Here is a 20593-nt window from a genome sequence, read left to right on the forward strand (position 1 = left end):
CTTCCCGGCGTGGCGCTCAGCTATGGCGCGAGATAACGAAGCGCGCGAGCGCCTGCAAGCAATGCGCCTTGTCACCGAACACAGATAGGGCGTCACAGGCGGTGTCCACAAGTTCCGCCGCGCGGGCGCGGGCCGCATCGAGGCCCAGCAGCGACACGAACGTGGCCTTGCCTGCGGCGGCATCCTTGCCCACGGCCTTGCCGGTCAGCGCGGCGTCGCCCTCGACATCGAGAATGTCATCGGCGATCTGGAAGGCAAGGCCGAGGCATTCGCCGTAGCATTGCAAGGCGCGGGTTTGCGCGGGCGTGGCCTCTGCCATCACCGCGCCTGCGGTCGCCGCCCAGCAGATGAGCGCGCCGGTCTTGCCCGCCTGAAGGCGGGTGATCTCGTCAAGCGTGAGGGGCGTGGCCGCGCTTTCGGCGGCGATATCCTGCGCCTGCCCGCCGACCATGCCGCCGATACCGGCGGCGCGGGCGAGGCCGCGCACCAGCGCGAGGCGCGCGGCCTCCGGGCAGGGCGTGTCGCACAGAAGATCGAAGGCCAGCGCCTGCAACGCGTCACCCGCAAGCACCGCCGTCGCATCGTCCCATTGGCGGTGCACGGTGGGCTTGCCGCGCCGGATGTCGTCATCATCCATGCAGGGCAGATCATCATGGATGAGCGAATAGGCATGAACCGCCTCGATCGCCGCCGCCGCCGGGGCCGCATCCGCGCGTGCAATCCCGAAAAGCCGCGCCCCCTCGATCACCAGAACCGCACGCAGCGCCTTGCCGCCTTGGGTGGCATAGCGCATCGCCTCAGCCACGGGACCGTCCTGCGCCGCAAGCGCCGTCTCGATGCAGCCCATCGCAAGGGCGGCATCGTGCGCCAGCGCCTCGTGATCGAGCGGCGGTGCGGTGGCGGGCGTGTCGCGCGCCATCACGGCCCCTCGGCCGGCACCGTGCCGGTAGGCGCGCCCTCGGCGTCGAGGGTAATCGCGGCCACCTTTTCCTCGGCTTCCTTGAGCTTGGCCTCGCAGCGTTTCTTGAGAGCCGCGCCGCGCTCGTAAAGCGTGATCGACTCGTCCAGCGCCACATCGCCGCGCTCAAGCCGGCCCACGACCTGCTCAAGCTCTGCCATCGCCTGCTCGAAGCTCAGCTCCGTGACCGGTGTTTGCGCCATGGGGTGCTCCTGCTGCCTGATCCTCGGGGCAAAGCATAGCGGCGTGGGAACGGCGGTGCAATTCGGTTGACGCCCGCCGGGTGCTGGGAAAAACTGCCGCGCATGAGCGATCCCGCCCCCCTGCCCGCCCCGATACCTGCGGATGACCTGCCCGAGGGGGCATGGATCGGTGCGCTCATCCGCCACGTTCCGGGCAAGCGGCGCATCCATGCGGGGCTGTGGCAGGGGCGCGCCGCGATCTTTCGCTTTGCCGCCCCCGAGACCGCCGGGTTGCAGGCGCGCGAATGGCACGAGGCCTGCCGCATCTGGCCCTATATGCAGGGTGCGCGGTTCCGCGTGGCCGAGCCGCTGGCCTATCTGCCCGAGCACCACCTGATCGTGATGGAAGAGGTCGCGGGCAAGCCTTTGCTCGATCATATTGCGGCCCTGCCCGCCCGCCGCCGCAGCGCCGCGCTAGCCCCCGCCGCCGCGTGGCTGCGGCGCTATACGGATGTGTCCGAGGTCTGGCGTGGCGCGCGCTGCGCGGGGTGGCTGGCACGCGCCGAGCGGGCGGCGCAGGCGCAACCCTTCGCGCAGTTGCGCGGCATCGAGGCGGGGATTCTGGCCGAGATCACGCGGCTTGCCGCGCGGATCGACGGGGCCGAGTGGCGGGTGGCAATCTGCCACGGCGATTTCCACCCCAACAACCTGCTGGTGGAGGGCGACCGCCTGACAGGCATCGACACCGGGGCGTCGGGGCGGTTGCCGGTGCTCAAGGATATCGCGCGGATGCTGATGCATCTGGCGCGGCGCGGGCTTTGCCCTTCGGGGCGGGCATGGTGCGGGGTGGATGCGGGGATGTGCGAGGCCTTTGCCGAGGCCTTTGCCCTGACCGAGGCCGAGCGGCGGCTGGTGCTGCCGTTCTTTCTCGGCGTCGAGGCGCTTCTCCGGGTCGAGGGCCCGGCGCTGCGGCCCCGGCGCATCCGCATCGCCGAGCGGGTCTATCGCGCGCTTGGCGAGGATCTGACCGCGCTTGGCCCCGTGTGACGCCCCGGAAGCGGGGCCTGGTTGCGTCAAACCGAGTGATTGCGCGATGCGCCCCGTAGCGGTAAAGAGACTTGACCAATTTCGGAGAGCGCCATGCCCGTCATCACCAATATCGACGATCTCAAGCAGATCTATCGCCGCCGCGTGCCCAAGATGTTCTATGATTATGCGGAATCGGGGAGCTGGAGCGAGCAGACATTTCGCGACAACACCAATGATTTCGCGCGGCTGCTGCTGAAACAGCGGGTGGCCATCGACATGACCGGGCGCAACCTTGCCAGCACCATGATCGGGCAGGAGGTGGCGATGCCGGTGGCGCTGGCGCCGGTGGGCCTCACCGGGATGCAGCACGCAGATGGCGAGATCAAGGCGGCGCGCGCGGCGGAAAAATTCGGTGTGCCGTTCACCCTCTCGACCATGTCGATCTGTTCCATCGAGGACGTGGCCGAGAATACCGAAAAGCCGTTCTGGTTTCAGGTCTACACGCTCAAGGACGATGATTTCATGCAACGCCTGTTTGACCGGGCGAAGGCCGCGAAATGCTCGGCGGCGATGATAACGGTCGATTTGCAGATGCTGGGGCAGCGCCACAAGGATCTCAAGAACGGCCTTTCGGCCCCGCCCAAGCTCACCGTGAAATCGGTGGCCAACATGATGACCAAGGTGCACTGGGGCCTGGGCATGCTGGGCACGAAGCGGCGCAGTTTCGGCAATATCGTGGGCCATGCCAAAGGGGTAACGGACCCCTCGTCGCTCTCGGCCTGGACGGCGGAGGCGTTCGATCAGGCGCTCGATTGGGACCGCATCCGGCAGTTTCGCAAGATGTGGGACGGCCCGCTCATCATCAAGGGGATCATCGATGCGCGCGATGCCACGGAGGCGCTCAACGTCGGTGCCGATGCCATCATCGTGTCGAACCATGGCGGGCGGCAGCTTGATGGCGCGCTCTCGGCCATCCGCGCGCTGCCCGCGATCCTGGATGCCGTGGGCGACCGCATCGAAGTGCATCTCGACAGCGGTATCCGCTCGGGGCAGGACGTGCTCAAGGCGCTCGCGCTTGGCGCGCGCGGCACCTATATCGGGCGCGCCTTCGTCTATGGGCTGGGCGCGCAGGGCGAGGCGGGCGTGACCCGCGCGCTCGAGGTGATCCACAAGGAACTGGATACCACGATGGGGCTGTGCGGACGGCGCGATGTGCATGATCTCGATCGCGACGTGCTGATGATCCCGCGCGATTTCGAGGGCGACTGGGCGTAAGGCGCGCAGCCCACAGGGCGGAAAATGGGTATTTTCACCAAGAAGAAACCCGGATTCGCGCCTTTTGGCCCTTTCCAAGCGGGCGGGCGTGGTCTATCAGCGCATCCTCACGCGGGGTGACAGCCTTGGAGGCACCCCGCCCTAACCTATGGAGATTTAACATGGCTGGAGAAATTCCTGATCTTCACGCCCAGGAACGCACGGGGACAGGCAAGGGCGCCGCTCGTGCCGCGCGTCGTGCGCATATGGTTCCGGGGATCGTTTTCGGGGGGGATGTGGACCCGCTGCCCATCCAGATGCCGTTCAACGAGCTGCTCAAGCGGCTGCGCAAGGGGCGGTTCAAGTCGACGCTGTTCAACCTGAAGGTCGATGGCCACGAGGATGTGCGCGTGATCTGCCGCGACGTGCAGCGCGACGTGGTCAAGGACTTGCCGACGCATGTCGATTTCATGCGCCTGCGCCGCACCACCAAGATCAACCTCTTCATCCATGTCGAATTCACCGGCGAGGAAGAGTGCAAGGCGCTCCGCAAGGGCGGCGTTCTGACCGTGGTGCGCCCCGAGGTCGAGCTTGTGGTGACGGCGGGCGACATCCCCGAGAAGGTGGTGGTTGACCTCACCAAGCTGGAGAATGTCGGCGACACGATGACCATCTCGATGGTCGATCTGCCGGCGGGCTCAAAGCCCACCATCGACCGCGATTTCGTGATCTGCAACATCTCGGCCCCCTCGGCGCTGCGCAGCCAGGACGCGGACGAGGATGGCGACGAAGCCGACGAAGAGGCCAGCGCCGAGGCCTGAGCCCGGCCAGCCACGTATCTGCAACGGGCGGTGCTGCAAGCGCCGCCCGTTTTGCATGTTCCGCCCCAACATCATCGTGAGAATTATTCAGATGGCGCGCGGTGGCAGGCCCGCGGCGGCGCGGCTAGACTATGTGCGTCGCAACGCGTCGCTGTTAAGTCGAAATCCGGCCCTGCGCGCGGCCTTGCGTCCACTAGACAGAGCCGTGGAAAAAGGAATCGGTCATGGTTGATGTCACCATCGTTTACTGGCGCGACATTCCCGCGCAGGTCATCGTCGGCAAGGGGCGGCGCGGCGCGAAGGTGCAATTGCCCGAGCGTTTCGAGCAGGCCATCGACCGCGCGGCGATGAAGACGGGCGCGGGCGGCACTGATGATTATCTTGCCGAATGGCGCAAGGCCGCTCCCTACCCGGTAGAGGGCGAGGCGGAGGAGGTCGCGAAAAGCGAGGCCGCGCGGCTCGATGCCGATTACGATCAGGCGCGCCTGAAGGCGCTGATTGCAAACGATGGCTGGGCGTGAATGCCCCCGCGATCCATATGGGAGGCCGTGATGGCACTGTTGAATTTCCGCAAGCGTGAGAGCGCGGCCCCCGTCAATCGCGAGGTGGAGGCGTTCCTCGAGGGCTATTCCATCGAGGTGATGCCGCGCACAGCCGAGAAGGTCGAGGATTTCCGCGCCCTGCTGCCCGCGGGCACGCGCGTCTATATCGCCCATATCGAGGGCACGCCCATCGAGGACATGGTGGCCACCGCCGCGCGGCTGGCGCGCGATGGCTATGCGGTGATGCCGCATTTCCCGGCGCGGATCATCAAGGATGCGGCCACGCTCAATGACTGGATCGCGCGCTATCAGGGCGAGGCGGGCGTCGATCAGGCGCTCCTCTTGGCGGGTGGCGTGGCGCAGCCGCATGGCGATTTCCATTCCTCAATGCAACTCTTGGAATCGGGCGCGTTTGACCGCGCGGGGTTCAAGCGGTTGCATGTGGCGGGCCACCCCGAGGGCAACCGCGACATCGACCCCGATGGCAGCATGAAAAACGTCGAGGACGCGCTGCGCTGGAAACAGGCGTTTTCCGAGACCACCGATGCCGAGATGGCGATTGCCACGCAATTCGCCTTTGATGCGAAACCCATCATCAAATGGGCCGACGCCCTGCGCGACGCAGGCATCACCCTGCCCATCCATATCGGCATTGCCGGCCCCGCGAAATTGCAGACGCTGATCAAGTTCGCCATCGCCTGCGGCGTCGGGCCGTCCTTGAAAGTCTTGCAGAAACGCGCGATGGATGTGTCCAAGCTTCTGCTGCCCTACGAGCCGACAGAGGTTCTCGCGGCGCTCGCCGCGCACAAGGCCGCCGATCCGGCCTGCCTGATCGAGCGCGTTCATTTCTTCCCGCTGGGCGGGATCAAGACCAATGCCCAATGGGTGATCGACAACGGCGGTGCCTCGGGCACCCCGGCCGACAAGCAAGGATAAGACATGACCCGCACCATCGTCGAGAGCAAGACCAAGACCGCCGTGATCGGCTTTGACGAGCCGTTCTGCGTCATTGGCGAACGCATCAACCCCACGGGGCGCAAGAAGCTGGCCGCTGAATTGGAAGCGGGCGATTATTCCACCGTCGAGGCCGATGCCGTGGCGCAGGCCGCCGCCGGGGCCACCGTGCTCGATATCAACGCGGGCGTGGTCTATAATTCCAACCCCAACCCCAACGAGACCGAGCCGCCCTTGATGACGGCGATTGTCGAGCTGGTGCAGGGGCTGGTCGATCTGCCGCTCTGCATCGACTCGTCCGTGCCCGCCGCGCTTGAGGCCGGGCTGAAGGCCGCGCATGGCCGCCCGCTGCTCAATTCGGTGACGGGCGAGGAAGAGCGGCTCGAATACGTGCTGCCGCTGGTGAAGAAATACAACGTGCCGGTGGTGGCGATTTCCAACGACGATACCGGCATTTCCGAAGACCCGGACGTGCGCTTTGCCGTGGCCAAGAAGATCGTCGAGCGCGCCGCCGATTTCGGCATCCCGGCGCATGATATCGTGGTCGACCCGCTGGTCATGCCGGTGGGCGCGATGGCGACGGCGGGGCGGCAGGTCTTCACGCTGGTGCGCCGCCTGCGCGAGGAGCTGGGCGTCAACACCACGTGCGGGGCGTCCAATATCAGCTTTGGCCTGCCCAACCGGCACGGGATCAACAACGCCTTTCTGCCGATGGCGATCGAGGCGGGGATGACCAGCGCGATCATGAACCCGATCGCGCTGCCGGTGAAACAGGCCGAGATCGAGGCCAAGCGCGCCGAGATCGCCGCCGCCGGTCTGATCCTGCCCGAGGATCTCGACGACGAGACCTTTTGCCAGTTGTTCGGCCTTGGCTCTATGAAGCCGCGCGCGGGCAAGGAGATGGAGGCGATCATGGCCGCCAATTTCCTGATGAACAACGATCCCCACGGCGGCAATTGGATCAAGTTCAACAAGGCCCCGCCCAAGCCCGGCGACGAGGTGCGCAGCGGCGGGCGCGCGGGCAGCCGGAGCCGCCGCCGCCGCGCCTGAGCCGCGACAAACCCCCGCCGCTTGGCGGGGGTTTCCATTTGGGGGGCAAGCGACCTGTCGGCCAGGTGATCCCCACCTTGCCGCCGTCTGGCGAATGGTCCCGTCAGGCCAGCCCCATGTCGCGCGCCAGCATCGCGGCGTGGGTGCGATTGCGCGCGCCAAGCTTGCGCGACAGTGTCTTGAGATGGAGCTTGACCGTGACCTCCTGAATGGCAAGGTCGCGGGCGATTTCCTTGTTGGATTTGCCCTCCGAGACGCCGACAAGAACGTCGCGTTCGCGCACGGTGAGCGCGATATCGGCCTCGGCCTCGGGGTCGCGATCAGATGTCAGGAAATCGCACGGCGCGTAGATATCGCCCGCCAGAATTCGGCGCACCGCCGCGATGAGCGCCTGCGGTGCCAGCGTCTTGGGCAGAAAGCCCGCCGCCCCGGCGCGCAGCGCCCGCCGCGCCACCTCGGGCGGGGCGGTGCCCGACAGGATCGCCACCGGACAGCGCGCCACCTCCTGCATCCGCGCCAGCCCGGCAAGCGCCTCCATGCCCGGCATACGGAAATCGAGCAGCACTAGGTCATGCCCGCCCCCACGCCGCACCGCTGCGAGCGCGGCATCAAAGCCGCCGGCCACGTCCACCTCGAACCCGCCCTCGCGGCGCAGATAGGCCGCGAGCGTGTCGCGAACCAGGTCGTGATCATCGGCGAGCAGGATGCGGCTCATCTTGTTTCCGTCCAGAGAGGGGGGCTTATATCGGCGGAGTGGAATGTATTCCGTCCTGCGGAAAATGACAAACCCGTGATGACATGGCTTTTGAGGGGATACCAGAGCATTCAAAAGCATAGTTGGGGTAGAAAATTGCGCCGAAATCTTCAACATGCTGTTATGACAGACCGGAGACGCCATGCTGCTGCGCATCACCACGATCATCAAGAGCGCGCGCGTGGCCGCCCTCGGCCTGCTGGCGGCAGGCATGATGGCCGCCCCGCCGCTCCGGGCACAACAGGACGCGCAGCTGGTGATCGAAGCGCCGGAGCTTGGGCGCCACTTTATCCTCGATCGCGCCGCGCTGGGCGCGTTGCCACAGACCGAGTTCACCACCCATACGATCTGGACCGAGGGGCCGCAGCGGTTTTGCGGCGTATCGCTGGCCGTGTTGCTTGACCATTACCGGATCGAGGCTGACCAATTCGATCTTGTGGCGGTGAACGACTATCTGGTGACGCTCGGGGCCGACGATATCGGCCCGGTCTTCCCGGTCATCGCCCATAGCCGCAACGGCGCGCCGATGAGCCTGCGCGACAAGGGGCCGTTCTGGCTCGTCTATGATTACGATTCCAACCCCGATTTCCAACGGGAGACCATCTATACGCGCAGCGTCTGGCAGCTTGAGCGGATCACCGCGCATAGCGCGCCGCGCTGAGGGGCGCGCCGGATGCGGAGCGCGCAGGATCATCACCGGCTATCGAGCCGCGAGCGGCTGGTGCTGGGGCTGCTGGCGCTCTTTGCCATTGGCTGCATGATCGCGGCGGTGATTATCACGTCGCAGGTGCTGGCGCGGATCGGTGGCTATGGCACCGCGCGCGACGACAACCTGCAATGGACGATTTCACAGATCGAGGTGGATCGGCTCAAGTTCCAGCGCGCGCTCGACCGACTCGACCCGGCAAGCCCTGATACGCTCGATGCCGTGCGGCAGCGGTTCGACCTTCTATACAGCCGCGCCGTAACCCTGCGCACCGCGCCTGCCTATCGCGATGCGCTGGCCGGGTCGCGCGCGGCGGGCGAGGTGAACCGGGTAATCGCGCTCCTGGACGAGGCAATGCCGATCATCGACGGGGGCGACGCAGCCCTTGTGGCGGCGCGCGACCGACTGGAGGATCATGCCGAGCGGATGACCCCGCCGATTCGCCGCATCGCCGCCGAGGCCCTTGCCATCGACGCGCGTCGCTCTGACGGCGAACGCAGGCAGTTGACCGCGCAGATCGTCACGCTGAGCGGGTTGAGCGGGCTCATGTTCGTGGCGCTGTTTTCGCTGCTGGTGCTGGTGTGGCGGCTCTATCGCGGGCGGCTTGATGCCGAGGCGGCGATGGCGACGGCGCGCGGCGAGGCGCTTGCCGCCGAGCAGGCGCGGGCGCGGTTCCTGGGCATGACAAGCCACGAGATGCGCACGCCGCTCAACGGGTTGCTGGGCGCGCTAGAGTTGCTGGAGGACAGCACGCTTGACGCCGGACAGGCCGAACAGGCGCGGATCATGCGACTGAGCGGCGAGGCGCTGCGCAGCCATATCGACGAGGCGCTGACCGAGCTTGACCCGGCAGCGGGCGGCCCCGCGCTGCATCCCGAGCCGTTCGATCTTGACGCGCTGATGGCCGATCTGGTGGCGGCGCAGCGGATCGCGGCCGAGGCCCGTGGCAACACGCTGCGGCGCGACCTCGGCGGTGGCGAGATCGGCGCGGTCCTGGGCGACGCGCGGCGACTTGGGCAGGTGCTTCTCAACCTGGTCGCCAATGCGATCAAGTTCACCCAAGGCGGCGAGATCACCCTGGCAGCGCGTCGCGGCGGTGGGGATATGGTGGAATTTGCCGTGTGCGATACCGGAATCGGCATCGCCGAGGCGGATTTGCAGGCGATTTTCGAGGATTTCATCCGCCTGCCCGAGGCGGGGGAGGCGCAGGCCGGGGGCAGCGGGCTTGGCCTTGGCATCGCGCGGCGGATCGTGGCGGCGATGGGCGGGCGCATCGAGGTCAAGAGCCGCCCCGGCGCGGGCAGCACCTTCACCGTGCGCGTGCCCCTGCCCGCCGTGGCGGGCGGGGCGGTGGAGATGGGGGACGAGGCGGCAGGCGGGGATGCGCCCGCCCTGCCCCGCGCGCTGCGGGTGCTGCTGGTCGAGGACACCGATGCAAGCCGCGCCGTGACCCGTGCAATGCTGGTGCGCGACGGGCACGAGGTGCAGCTTGCACATGATGGGCAAGAGGCCGTGGAGGCCGCCGCGCAAACCCCGTTCGACCTGATCCTGATGGATGTGGCCATGCCGCGCCTTGACGGGATCGAGGCGAGCAGGCGCATCCGCGCGGGCGGGGGCGCGAACGCGGCCACCCGGATCGTGGCCTTCACCGCCTATCACGGAGAAGAGACGGCGGCGCGCCTGCGCGTGGCAGGCGTCGATGCGATCGAGGTGAAGCCGCTGTCGCGCGCGCAATTGCGGGCGCTGATGACGCAGGCGGCGCAAGAGGCGGCACTGATCGACGCAAGCCATCTGGCGCAGATGCGCGGCGCGCTCCCCGAGGCGCAGATGAAAGCGACGATGGCCGCGCTCGGGGCCGAGGCAGAGGCGCTTGTGGCCGATCTGGCGGGGGGGCGCGCGCCGCGCGATCTCGCGGCGCGCATCCACGCGCTTGCAGGCAGCGCCGGGGCCTGCGGCGCGGCGCTGCTCCACGCACGGCTCACGGCGATAGAGGCCGCGATAGAGGCTCGCGACGAGGCCCGCGCGCGCGCGCTGTGCGACGGGCTCGGGGCGGTCTGGACGCGCACGCACGCGGCGCTGCGGCGGCACGGAATATCGGCGTGATCCTCACGCGGAGTTGCCTTTGCCGGCAGACGGAGTAGGTATATGACGGGCACGCGAGCCCATCCCGGCACAGGACCACGATATGATGTCGATCTTGAAGCAACTTGTCGTGATCGCTGTGCTGGGCGGGCTCGCCTATGGCGGCTATGGCTATTGGCGCGACACCTACGGGGCCGAGACCGCCGATGAGGCGGGCAAGGGCGGGCCAAGCCCGGTCACGGTGGAGCTGGCCGTGGCCGAGATGCGGGTGATGCAGCGCACCGTCGAGGCGGTCGGCACCACGCGCGCGCGCCGCTCCATCGAGATCGTGCCGGAAACCGACGGCCGCCTTGTCGCGCTCGACATCGCGCCCGGCAGCCATGTGAAAAAGGGCGAGGTGCTGGCGCGGCTCGACGATGCGATCCAGCGCGCCGACCTGACCGAGGCCGAGGCGGTGCTCAAGGAGCAAAGCGACTCGCTCGACCGGCTGCGCCAGTTGCGCAAGACCAATGCCGTCTCTCTCGCCGCCGTCGAGGAGGCGGTGGCGCGGCGCGCAGAGGCGCTGGCGCGGGTGCAACGCGCGCGGCGCAGGCTCGAAGACCGGGTCATCACCGCGCCTTTTGACGGGGTGGTGGGGCTGACCGGCTATGACGTAGGCGCGCATGTCACCGAGGGCGAGGTGCTGGCGCGGCTCGACGATCTGAGCGAGGTCGAGGTGGAATTCGGCCTGCCCGAGACGGTATTCGCGCAAGTGGCGCGCGGCCAGCGCGTCACCGCCCATGCCGCCGCCTTTCCGGGCCGCAGCTTTACCGGCACCATCGCCGCCGTCGATAGCCGCATCGACCCGGTGAGCCGCTCTTTCCTCACCCGCGCGCTTATCCCCAACCCCGACAGCACCCTGCCTGCGGGCATGTTCCTGTCGCTGACGCTGGTGCTGGACGAGGCAGAGCGCGTCGTGGTGCCCGAAGAGGCAATCGTGTTCCAGGCCGCGCAAACCTATGTCTTTGTCGCCGAGGATGGCACGGCGCAGCGCCGCGCGGTGGCGACCGGGCAGCGCCGTGAGGGCGTGATCGCCATCACCTCGGGCCTTGCGGTGGGCGACGCGGTGGTGGTGCGCGGGCTTGGCCGGGTGCGCGACGGCAGCCCGCTCAACATCGTCGCGCCCGACCGCGACGCCACCGCCGAGGAAGACGCAGCCCCCGGCGAGGCCCCGACATGACGCTCTCGGACATCTCCGTGCGCCGCCCCGTGCTGGCGGCGGTGGCGAGCCTTCTCATCATCATCTTCGGCGTGGCCGCGCTGCGCGACCTGTCGGTGCGCGAGCTTCCCGATGTCGACAACTCGGTTGTCACCGTCACCACCACCTATCGCGGGGCCGCCCCCGAGGTGATCGACACCGACATCACCGAGGCCGTCGAGGGGGCCGTGGCCGCCATCGCGGGGATTCGCACCATCACCTCCGAGAGCCGCCAGGGCCGGTCGCGGGTCACGGTCGAGTTCGAGACCGGCGTCGATATCGACGTGGCCGCCAACGATGTGCGCGACGCGGTGGGCCGGGTGCGCGGCGATCTGCCCGAAGAGGCCGACGAGCCGCAGGTGGTCAAGAGCGATGCCGATGCCGATCCGGTGATGCGGCTTGCCATCACCTCGGACCGGATGACCACCGCCGAGATCACCGATTACATCGACCGTTTCATCGCCGACCGGATCGCCACCATCGCCGGTGTGGCCAGCGTCGATATCGTCGGCGACCGCCCCTTTGCGGTGCGGATCTGGCTGGATCGCCGCGCGCTGGCGGCGCGCAACCTGACGGTCGCGGATGTCGAGGCGGCGCTGCGGCGCGCCAATATCGAGCTGCCAGCGGGCGAGGTCGAATCCTATAACCGGCAGCTCACCGTCCGGCTCAACAGCCGGTTGGCCAGCATCGAGGATTTTCGCGACGTGGTGATCGACCGGGTGGGCGGCTATCCGGTGCGCCTGCGCGATGTCGCGCGGGTAGAGCCGGGGGTGGCCGACGATACCACCGTGGTGCGCACCAATGGCAATGACGCGGTGGGCATGTGGGTGCTGCGCCAGAGCCAATCGAACACGCTGGAGATATCCAAGGCCGTGCGCGCCGAGATCGCCAAGATGCAATCCACCCTGCCCATCGGGATGCGCATCATCGTGGGATCGGATGACGCGCTCTTCGTGGGGGCCTCGATCCGCGAGGTGGTGACCGCGCTCGGTATCTCGCTGGTGCTGGTGATCGCGGTGATCCTGGTGTTCCTGCGCTCAGGTCGCGCCACGCTCATCCCCGCCATCACCATCCCTGTGTCGCTCATTGGCACGTTTCTGTTGATCGGGCTGTGGGGGTTTTCGCTCAACACGCTGACGCTCCTGGCGCTCTTGCTGGCCATTGGGCTGGTGGTCGATGATGCCATTGTGGTGCTGGAAAACATCCAGCGCCGCATCGAGGAGGGCGAAAGCCCGCTGGTGGCAAGCCTCAACGGCGCGCGGCAGGTGACATTCGCGGTGATCGCCACCTCGGTCACGCTGATCGCCGTGTTCGTGCCGCTGTCGTTCATGCCGGGACAGGTGGGGCGGCTCTTCGTCGAGTTCGGCTGGGTCATGGCCGGAACGGTGGCGATTTCCACCTTTGTCGCGCTCACCGCCTGCCCGGCGCTGGCCTCCAAGGTGCTGAGCGCGCGTGCCCGTCCGGCCGCGGCAGCAGGCACAGCACCGGGCACCACCCGGCGCGAGCCGCTCATCCGGCGCGGCTATCGCGCGCTTCTGGCGGCTGCAATCCGCGCGCCCATCGTGGTTCTGGCGCTGGCGCTGGCGGTTACCGGGGGGGCGGCGCTTTTTTATGGCGGGCTTGCGCGCGAGCTGGCCCCGCGCGAGGATCGCGGCGTGGGCTTCGTGCCGCTGACGGCCCCGCAAGGTTCGACCGTGGCGCATTCGGATATGGCCGCGCGGCAGGTCGAGGAGATCCTCACGCCTTATGTCGAGAGCGGCGAGATCGAGACGGTGTTCACCTTCACCGGCTGGGGCGGGCGGGCGTGGCGCTCTTTCGTGGTGTTCCGCCTCGCCCCATGGGAAGAACGCGACCGCCCGATTTCGGGCCTTGTCGGCGATCTTGCACCGCAGATGGGAAAGGTGACCATCGCGCGCGGCTTTCCGGTGACGCCGGCGGGCCTTGGGCTGCGGGGCAGTTCCACGCCGGTGCGCGTGGTGATCGGCGGCCCGGATTTCGACAGCGTCAAGGAATGGGCGACCGCGTTTCTTGCCCGCGCCGAAGCCGTGCCGGGGCTGGTCAACCCCGAGATCAACTACGAGGAAAACCTGCCGCAGCTCGATATCGGGATCGACCGCGCCCGCGCCGACGACCTGGGCATTTCCGCCGAGGTGATCGCCGCGACGCTGCAAACCATGCTCGCCTCGCGCGAGGTGACGACTTTTGTCAGCCGGGGCCGGGAATATCCCGTCCTGTTGCAGGCCGAGCCGGACGACCGCCGCACCCCCACCGATATCGGTAATATCTTCCTGCGCGCGGGCGACGGTGACAGGCTGGTGCCGATGGGGTCGATCGTCAAGCTTGAGGAAAACGCCGCCGCCCCGTCGCTGCGCCGCTTTGACCGGCTGCCCTCGATCCAGCTTTCGGGCGCGCTTGCACCCGATGCAGAGCTTGGCTCGGTGCTGGCAGAGTTGGAGGCCATCGCCGCCGAGATCCTGCCGCCCGAGGCCAAGCTCGGCTTTGACGGGCAATCGCGCACCTACAAGGATACCGCGGGCGGGGCCAACCTCGTTTTCGTGCTGGCGCTGATCATCGTCTACCTGGTGCTGGCCGCGCAGTTCGAGAGCTTCCTGCACCCGGTGGTCATCATGCTCACCGTGCCCATCGGCGTGGCCGGCGCAATCTACGCGATGGCGCTGGGGGGGCTATCGCTCAATGTCTACAGCCAGATCGGGATAATCTTGCTGATCGGGCTGATCGCCAAGAACGGCATCCTGATCGTGGAGTTCGCCAACCAGTTGCGCGACGAGGGCCACCCGGTGCGCGAGGCGGTGATCGAGGCCTCTGTGCTACGGCTGCGCCCCATCGTGATGACCGCGATTTCCACCGTGCTGGGGGCGCTGCCGCTGGTGCTGGCGACCGGCGCGGGGGCCGAGAGCCGGATCGCCGTGGGCACCGTCATCATCGCAGGGCTGAGCCTTGCGACGCTGCTGATGCTGTTTGTGACGCCTGTGCTTTATGACCTGCTGGCGCGGTTCACGCGGCCACGCGGGGCGGTGGAGGCGGCGCTGGAGGACGAGGTCGCGGGGCACAAGCAGCCGGCCGAGTGAATATCCGCCGCCGCCGCGCGGACGGCTCTGGCCATCGCGGGCGGGCGATGCGATACAGGGCCCCGTGTCTGGTGGGGGCTGTCGTGCGGAAATCTCTGGCCCGGATCGTTGCGGTCTCGGTGGCGCTGGCATGGCTGGCCGCCCATCCCGCCCGCGCAGCCGAAGTGCACCTGTCGGCCCCACAGGCCCCCGACGCGTTTGCCAAGACCTTGCGCGCGGCCTTGCTCAGCGCCCCCGCCGCCGCGCAGGACGACAGCACCGCGCAGGATCTGCTTGCCGCCGCGCAGGCCGATTACGCCCGCCTCGTCGGCGTGCTTTATGCCGAGGGCTATTATGGCGGCACCGTCTCGATCCGCGTGGACGGGCACGAGGCCGCCGATATCGCGCCGCTGTCGCCGCCTGCCGCGATCGACTGGATCGAGATCACCGTGGCGCGCGGCACGGCGTTTCGCCTGGGCCGCACCGAGGTGGCCCCGCTCGCCCCCGGCACGAAGCTGCCGGAAGATTTCCGCGAGGGAGAGCTCGCCAGGGCGGGGCTGATCGGCGAGGCCACGCGCGCGGGGCTTGCGGGCTGGCGCGACGCGGGCCATGCCAAGGCGCGCGTGACCGCCCAAGAGATCGTGGCCGACCATCCGCGCGCGCGGCTCGATGCGCGGATCGCGCTCGATCCCGGCCCGCGCCTGCGCTTTGGTGCGCTGGAGATCGACGCGGGCGACCGCCCCAGCCGCGTGCGCGCCGCGCGTATCCGCGAGATTGCCGGGCTGCCCACGGGGCGGGTGTTCGCGCCCGACGCGGTCGAGGATGCGGCAAACCGGTTGCGCCGCAGCGGCGCGTTCGGCGCCGTGCGCCTGCAGGAGGCCGACGCGCCCAACCCCGATGGCACGCTCGACATCACGGCGCGGGTGAGCGATGCCAAGCGCCGCCGCGTCGGTGTGGGGGCAGAGCTTGCCTCGCTCGAAGGGGTGACGCTCTCGGGCTTCTGGCTGCACCGCAACCTGCTGGGCGGGGCCGAGCGGCTGCGCATCGACGCAATGGTGGGCGGATTGGGCGGCCAGTCGAGCGGCGATTCGGGGGACGATTCAGACGGCGAGGATTTCCGCCTCGGCGCGCGGCTCGACCGGCCGGCGACATTCACCCCCGACACGGGGGCCTTTGTGCTCGCGAATATAGAGGATCGCGACGAGCCCGATTACCGCGAGCGCAAGGCCGAACTGGGCGGCGGGCTGACCCATGTCTTTTCCGACGAGCTGACCGCCGAGGCGGGGATCACCTACCGGTTTTCCGAGATTACCGACGATCTGGGCAAGCGCGAGGTGCAACACATCCTGTTGCCGCTGCGCGCCACATGGGACCGGCGCGACGATCCGCTCAACCCGCGCGAGGGGCGCTATCTCGACGTGGTGCTGACGCCCTTTGCCGGGCTCGATCAGGGCGGCGGCGGGGCGCGGCTCCATGCCGATTTGCGCGATTATCTCGGCCTTGACGGGGGCGGGCGCTTTATCCTTGCCGGACGCGCGCAGCTTGGCTCTGTCGCGGGGGCGAACGTGATCGACGTGCCCGCCGACATGCTGTTCTATTCGGGCGGCGCGGGCACGGTGCGGGGGCAGGATTACCAATCGCTCGGGGTTGATCTGGCACCGGGGATCACCGTGGGCGGGCGGTCGTTCCTGGGCGTCTCGGGAGAGCTGCGCGCCATGATCGGCAAGAAGGTGCAGGCCGTGGCCTTTGCCGATGGCGGGTTCATCGGCGAGGATGCGCTTGGATCGGGCACCGGCGAATGGCATGGCGGCGCAGGGTTTGGCGCGCGCTATTTCACGCCGGTGGGGCCGATCCGCGTCGATCTGGCCACGCCGCTCGATGGCGGCGCGGGGCAGGAATTCGAGATCTATATCGGCATAGGACAGGCGTTCTGATGCGCTATCTGGCGATCCTCCTTGCGCTTCTTGCGCTTCTGGCCCCGCCTGCACTGGCGCAGGGCGCGGGCGGCTTTCTCGAACGCACGCTGGAGGACAGCCTGTCGGCCCCCGGTCGCGAGGTGCGCATCACCGGGTTCGAGGGTGCACTGTCGAGCCGCGCGCAGATCGAGACGCTGAGCATCGCCGATGCAGATGGCGTCTGGCTCCGGCTCTCGGGCGTCACGCTCGACTGGACGCGCGCGGCGCTCTTGCGGGGGCGCATCGAGGTGGACCGGCTCGCGGCGGAAGAAATCGCGCTGCTGCGCCCGCCCCTGCCCGCGCCGGGCCTCAGCCCCGAGATGGCGCAGGCGCAGCCCTTTGCGCTGCCGGAATTGCCGGTGTCGGTGCGGATCGGCGCGCTTGAGGCGCAAACCATCGTGATCGGCGCGCCGGTGCTGGGCGAGGAGGTGCGCCTCACGCTGACCGGCGCGCTGTCGCTTGGCGGCGGGGCCGCGTCGGCGCGGATCGTGGCTGAGCGGCGTGACGGCGCGCGCGGGGCCTTCGTGCTCGATGCGGGCTTTGACAACGAAAGCCGGGTTCTGGCGCTCGATCTGACGCTCGACGAGGGGCCGGGCGGGATCGCGGCCACGGTGCTTGGCCTGCCCGACCGCCCTGCCCTTGCGCTGAGCGTCGCGGGCGAGGCCCCGCTCGATGCCTATGCCGCCGATCTGCGGCTGGCCACGGATGGCACCGAGCGAGTGACGGGCCGCGTAACCCTGACCGGCGACGCGGGCGGCGGCACCCGGTTCGACGCGCAGCTTGAGGGCGATCTGAGCCCGCTCATGGCGGCGGAGTTCCGGCCCTTTTTCGGCAGCCGCAGCGCGCTTGATCTGCGCGGCACGCGGGCGGTGGATGGCGCGCTCGATATCGCCCGGCTGCATCTCGAGGCGGCGCAGGTGACGCTTGATGGCCGCCTTGCGCTTGATGCCGCAGGCTGGCCGCAGCGCCTCAACCTCACCGGGCAGATCGGTGATGGCACCGGGCCGGTGCGCCTGCCGGTGGCCGGGGGGCCGGTCACGCTGCGGCAGGCCAGTATCGCGGCGCGCTACGATGCCGCGCGGGGCGACCGCTGGCGCGCCGAGGTGACGCTGGCGGATCTGGCGCAACCCGAGGTCACGATTGCCGGGGCCACGCTTTCGGCACGCGGGCGGCTGAATCGCGTCGCGCCGCGCGGGCTGACCGCGCTGGCCGAGTTTGCGCTGGACGGTCTCGACCTTGCCTATCCAGGCCTGGCCGAGGCCGCCGGGTCGGCGCTGTCGGGCCATGCCAGCCTTGAGTGGCGCGAGGGTGCGCCGCTCTTGTTGCGCGGGCTGCGCGTGGTCTCGGGGGCCGCGACGCTCGCCGCCAATGGCCGCATCGCGGCGCTGGCCGAGGGCTTTCCGGTGTCGGGCAGCGCGCGGCTCGACGCGCCCGACCTCGCGCGCTTTGCCGCGCTCACCGGCCTTGATCTGGCGGGGGCGGCGGGCGCGACGCTCACCGGCTCGGGCAGCCTTTTGGGCGGCGCGTTCGATCTGGCGCTGGAGGCCGAGACCGAGCGGCTGGCGCTTGGCATCGCGCAGATCGACCCGCTGATCGCAGCTCCCGGCACGCTGGCGCTCAAGGCGCGGCGCGACACCACCGGCACCGTGCTTGATACTCTGCGCCTCGATAACGGCACGCTCAACGCCACCGCCCAAGGCCGTCTCGATGGCCAGAGCGGCGCGCTCGACCTTACCGCCACGTTGAGCGATCTGGCGCTGGCCGACCGCCGCCTTGACGGGCCTGCGCAGGTGAAGGGCGGGATCGGCTGGCAGGCGGGCGGCGCGGTCACGCTCACGGCGCTCGACATCGCCGCGATGGGGGCCGAGATTACCGCCGATGGCACCATCGAGCCAGAGGCCGAGGGAGTGCCGGTCGCGGGCCGCCTAAGCCTGCGCGCCGATGACCTCGCACGCTTTGCCGCGCTCACCGGGCAGCCGCTCAAGGGGCGGATCACCGCCAGCCTGAGCGGCGAGGGCATGGCGGGCGGGCAGCGCCTTGATATCACGCTCGGTGCCGAGGGGCGTGGCCTCGCCACCGGGATGCCCGATCTTGACCGGCTGCTTGCCGGGCAGCTTGACCTGACGGCAGAGGCCAGCCGCACGGCGGAGCAGATCGCAATTTCCCAAATCCGCCTCGCAACCCCGCAACTCTCGCTCGACGCCGAGGGCGGCGGCGCGGGCGGGCCGGTGCAGATCGACGCGCGGCTGGCCAATTTGGGGCTGTTCCTGCCCGAATTTGCCGGACCGGTCGCGGCCAGGGGCACGGTCACGCTGCACGGCCCCGAGGCACGGCGCATCGCGCTGGCGGTTGATGCCACCGGGCCGGGGGGCACTACGGCGCGGGTCTCGGGCGATGTGCTCGATCACGGCGCGCGGCTCGATCTGGCGGCGGCGGGGCGCTTGCCGCTGGCGCTGGTCAACGGGATGATCCGGCCCAATGCGCTCTCGGGCAGCGCAGGGTTCGACCTGCGGGCCAAGGGCGCACCGGGGCTTGATGCGCTTTCGGGCAGTATCGAGACGCAAGGCGCGCAGGTGTCGGTGCCGGATGCCGGGCTGGCCATCGACGATCTCACGGGGGCCGCGCAGCTTGGCCAGGGGCGGGTGCAGACCGATTTTACCGCGCGGCTGCGCGATGGCGGGCAGGTACGCGTCTCGGGGCCGGTCTCGCTCGATCCGGGCCTTGACGGCGATCTGACGCTTGCGCTTGGCGGCGCGGTGCTGACCGACCGGCTGATCTATACCACCACGGTGGGTGGCACGGTGACGGTGCGCGGCCCGCTTGCCGGGGGCGCGCGGATCGGCGGCGGGATCGTGCTGGAGAACACCGAGATCCGCATCCCCTCGGGGCTTGGCCCCGACAGCGCCACCCTGCCGGGGCTGCGCCATATCGGCGAGCCTGCCGCCGCGCACGCCACCCGCGCGCGCGCGGGTCTCATCGAGACGGCGGCGCGCGACACGCCCGCCCGCCCCTACGCGCTCGATCTGGCCATCAGCGCCCCGGCGCGCATCTTCGTGCGCGGGCGCGGGCTCGATGCCGAGCTTGGCGGGCAGGTGCGCATCGGCGGCACCACCGAGGCCGTGGCCCCCGCCGGGTTTTTCGAGCTGCGTCGCGGCAGGCTCGACATTCTCGGCAAGCGGCTCGATCTGACCGAGGGGCGCGTGACCATGCAAGGCTCGCTCGATCCGTGGCTGCGCTTTGTCGCCGAAACCACGGTGGACGATACCGATCTGCGGGTCATCATCGAGGGGCTGGCCAGCGCGCCCGAGGTGCGCTTTGCCTCCTCGCCGGACCTGCCGCAGGAGGAAATCGTGGCGCGGCTCATCTTCGGGCGCGGGCTTGATACCATCTCGCCCTTGCAGGCGGCGCAGCTTGCAAATGCGGTGGCAACGCTCTCGGGCGGCGGTGGCGGGCTGGTGGGGCGGTTGCGCGGCGCTTTCGGGCTGAACGATCTTGATGTCAAGCAAACCGCCGAGGGCGACACCGAGGTGAGCGCCGGCACCTATATTTCGGACAAGGTCTATACCGAGATCACCGCCGACAGCACCGGGCGGCAGAAGATCAACCTCAACCTCGACCTCTCGCGCAGCCTCACCGCCAAGGGCAGCGCGGCGAGCGACGGCAATACCGGGATCGGGCTGTTCTTCGAGAAGGATTACTGAGGGCAGGGGATTGGTCTGGAGGGGAGGTTGCGCGAGCCGCGCGGTCGCTGGGCCGGGGACTAGCGGTACGACGGCGGTGACGGCCACTTTATCCCAGCCAAGCCCTTGTGATCCTGATAAGATGCGCGCCCTCTCAGAATCGCTAGGCCGCGGGACGGCGTCATGCTGGAGGCATGCCTTTGGCATGACGATCGCGCGGCGCCCTTCGGGCTTGTGTCTGGAGATTGTGCTATTATGGGCCCATGCGGCGCGTAAGCGCGCGCCGCATGGGCGGGTGTGCGCCGGTTCGGCCTTGTTGAC

General features: G+C 68.8%; 15 protein-coding genes. 12 read left to right on the forward strand and 3 right to left on the reverse strand.

Annotation, left to right across the window (positions count from 1 at the left end; all coding sequences use genetic code 11):
* Window positions 1–16: 16 nt before the first annotated feature.
* Both ABIE58_RS01535 and ABIE58_RS01540 read right to left on the reverse strand, forming a co-directional pair.
* Window positions 17–919, reverse strand: a complete 903-nt coding sequence (locus ABIE58_RS01535) for a polyprenyl synthetase family protein (protein ID WP_502950051.1) — start codon at window positions 917–919, stop codon at window positions 17–19.
* The gene (locus ABIE58_RS01540) at window positions 919–1161 is read right to left on the reverse strand and encodes an exodeoxyribonuclease VII small subunit (protein WP_354542907.1); all 243 of its coding nucleotides are present in this window, start codon (window positions 1159–1161) and stop codon (window positions 919–921) included. The genes ABIE58_RS01535 and ABIE58_RS01540 overlap by 1 nt, the downstream gene beginning before the upstream one ends.
* Before the next feature lie 102 nt (window positions 1162–1263).
* On the opposite strand from ABIE58_RS01540, the gene ABIE58_RS01545 reads away from it, so the two are divergent.
* From ABIE58_RS01545 to ABIE58_RS01570, 6 genes are all read left to right on the forward strand, one after another.
* Window positions 1264–2187 (forward strand): phosphotransferase, encoded by a 924-nt coding sequence (locus tag ABIE58_RS01545; protein ID WP_354542908.1) that lies wholly within the window; start codon window positions 1264–1266, stop codon window positions 2185–2187.
* 93 nt (window positions 2188–2280) lie between these two features.
* The gene (locus ABIE58_RS01550; RefSeq protein ID WP_354542909.1) at window positions 2281–3444 is read left to right on the forward strand and encodes an alpha-hydroxy acid oxidase; all 1164 of its coding nucleotides are present in this window, start codon (window positions 2281–2283) and stop codon (window positions 3442–3444) included.
* Window positions 3445–3605: 161 nt separating this feature from the next.
* Window positions 3606–4244: a 50S ribosomal protein L25/general stress protein Ctc gene (locus ABIE58_RS01555; RefSeq protein ID WP_354542910.1), complete on the forward strand. Its 639-nt coding sequence runs from the start codon at window positions 3606–3608 to the stop codon at window positions 4242–4244.
* 224 nt (window positions 4245–4468) lie between these two features.
* Window positions 4469–4765, forward strand: a complete 297-nt coding sequence (locus ABIE58_RS01560; RefSeq protein WP_354542911.1) for a virulence factor — start codon at window positions 4469–4471, stop codon at window positions 4763–4765.
* A 30-nt stretch (window positions 4766–4795) separates the two neighbouring features.
* Window positions 4796–5722 carry a methylenetetrahydrofolate reductase gene (locus tag ABIE58_RS01565; protein ID WP_354542931.1) on the forward strand — a complete coding sequence of 309 codons (927 nt, stop codon included), beginning with the start codon at window positions 4796–4798 and terminating at the stop codon, window positions 5720–5722.
* Between the two features lie 3 nt (window positions 5723–5725).
* The gene (locus ABIE58_RS01570; protein ID WP_354542912.1) at window positions 5726–6790 is read left to right on the forward strand and encodes a dihydropteroate synthase; all 1065 of its coding nucleotides are present in this window, start codon (window positions 5726–5728) and stop codon (window positions 6788–6790) included.
* Between the two features lie 103 nt (window positions 6791–6893).
* Here the strand turns inward: ABIE58_RS01570 and ABIE58_RS01575 are convergent, their stop codons facing one another.
* On the reverse strand, window positions 6894–7505 hold the full coding sequence (locus ABIE58_RS01575; protein ID WP_354542913.1) for a response regulator transcription factor: 612 nt from the start codon (window positions 7503–7505) through the stop codon (window positions 6894–6896).
* A 181-nt stretch (window positions 7506–7686) separates the two neighbouring features.
* Here ABIE58_RS01575 and ABIE58_RS01580 point away from each other — a divergent pair, with 181 nt between their 5' ends.
* From ABIE58_RS01580 to ABIE58_RS01605, 6 genes are all read left to right on the forward strand, one after another.
* Window positions 7687–8205: a putative pterin-binding protein gene (locus ABIE58_RS01580; protein ID WP_354542914.1), complete on the forward strand. Its 519-nt coding sequence runs from the start codon at window positions 7687–7689 to the stop codon at window positions 8203–8205.
* Window positions 8206–8217: 12 nt separating this feature from the next.
* On the forward strand, window positions 8218–10353 hold the full coding sequence (locus ABIE58_RS01585) for an ATP-binding protein (protein ID WP_354542915.1): 2136 nt from the start codon (window positions 8218–8220) through the stop codon (window positions 10351–10353).
* An 85-nt stretch (window positions 10354–10438) separates the two neighbouring features.
* Window positions 10439–11551, forward strand: coding sequence for an efflux RND transporter periplasmic adaptor subunit (locus tag ABIE58_RS01590; protein WP_354542916.1), 1113 nt, complete (start codon window positions 10439–10441; stop codon window positions 11549–11551).
* Entirely contained in the window at window positions 11548–14658 is a 3111-nt protein-coding gene (locus tag ABIE58_RS01595) for an efflux RND transporter permease subunit (protein WP_354542917.1), read from the forward strand. Before ABIE58_RS01590 ends, ABIE58_RS01595 begins: the two co-directional genes overlap by 4 nt.
* An 83-nt stretch (window positions 14659–14741) precedes the next feature.
* Window positions 14742–16571: an autotransporter assembly complex protein TamA gene (locus tag ABIE58_RS01600; protein WP_354542918.1), complete on the forward strand. Its 1830-nt coding sequence runs from the start codon at window positions 14742–14744 to the stop codon at window positions 16569–16571.
* Window positions 16571–20293: a translocation/assembly module TamB domain-containing protein gene (locus ABIE58_RS01605; protein WP_354542919.1), complete on the forward strand. Its 3723-nt coding sequence runs from the start codon at window positions 16571–16573 to the stop codon at window positions 20291–20293. Before ABIE58_RS01600 ends, ABIE58_RS01605 begins: the two co-directional genes overlap by 1 nt.
* Window positions 20294–20593 lie beyond the last annotated feature (300 nt).

It is taken from the genome of Roseovarius sp. MBR-78 (assembly GCF_040547535.1).
Taxonomy (GTDB): Bacteria; Pseudomonadota; Alphaproteobacteria; order Rhodobacterales; family Rhodobacteraceae; genus Roseovarius.

Excerpts from the sequence above, each read along its gene's own strand:
- ABIE58_RS01560 (WP_354542911.1), top strand. The coding sequence starts at position 4,469 with ATGGTTGATGTCACCATCGTTTACTGGCGCGACATTCCCGCGCAGGTC.
- ABIE58_RS01555 (WP_354542910.1), top strand. The coding sequence starts at position 3,606 with ATGGCTGGAGAAATTCCTGATCTTCACGCCCAGGAACGCACGGGGACA.
- ABIE58_RS01575 (WP_354542913.1), bottom strand. The coding sequence starts at position 7,505 with ATGAGCCGCATCCTGCTCGCCGATGATCACGACCTGGTTCGCGACACG.
- ABIE58_RS01565 (WP_354542931.1), top strand. The coding sequence starts at position 4,796 with ATGGCACTGTTGAATTTCCGCAAGCGTGAGAGCGCGGCCCCCGTCAAT.
- ABIE58_RS01540 (WP_354542907.1), bottom strand. The coding sequence starts at position 1,161 with ATGGCGCAAACACCGGTCACGGAGCTGAGCTTCGAGCAGGCGATGGCA.
- ABIE58_RS01570 (WP_354542912.1), top strand. The coding sequence starts at position 5,726 with ATGACCCGCACCATCGTCGAGAGCAAGACCAAGACCGCCGTGATCGGC.
- ABIE58_RS01595 (WP_354542917.1), top strand. The coding sequence starts at position 11,548 with ATGACGCTCTCGGACATCTCCGTGCGCCGCCCCGTGCTGGCGGCGGTG.
- ABIE58_RS01585 (WP_354542915.1), top strand. The coding sequence starts at position 8,218 with ATGCGGAGCGCGCAGGATCATCACCGGCTATCGAGCCGCGAGCGGCTG.
- ABIE58_RS01590 (WP_354542916.1), top strand. The coding sequence starts at position 10,439 with ATGTCGATCTTGAAGCAACTTGTCGTGATCGCTGTGCTGGGCGGGCTC.
- ABIE58_RS01545 (WP_354542908.1), top strand. The coding sequence starts at position 1,264 with ATGAGCGATCCCGCCCCCCTGCCCGCCCCGATACCTGCGGATGACCTG.
- ABIE58_RS01580 (WP_354542914.1), top strand. The coding sequence starts at position 7,687 with ATGCTGCTGCGCATCACCACGATCATCAAGAGCGCGCGCGTGGCCGCC.
- ABIE58_RS01550 (WP_354542909.1), top strand. The coding sequence starts at position 2,281 with ATGCCCGTCATCACCAATATCGACGATCTCAAGCAGATCTATCGCCGC.
- ABIE58_RS01535 (WP_502950051.1), bottom strand. The coding sequence starts at position 919 with ATGGCGCGCGACACGCCCGCCACCGCACCGCCGCTCGATCACGAGGCG.
- ABIE58_RS01605 (WP_354542919.1), top strand. The coding sequence starts at position 16,571 with ATGCGCTATCTGGCGATCCTCCTTGCGCTTCTTGCGCTTCTGGCCCCG.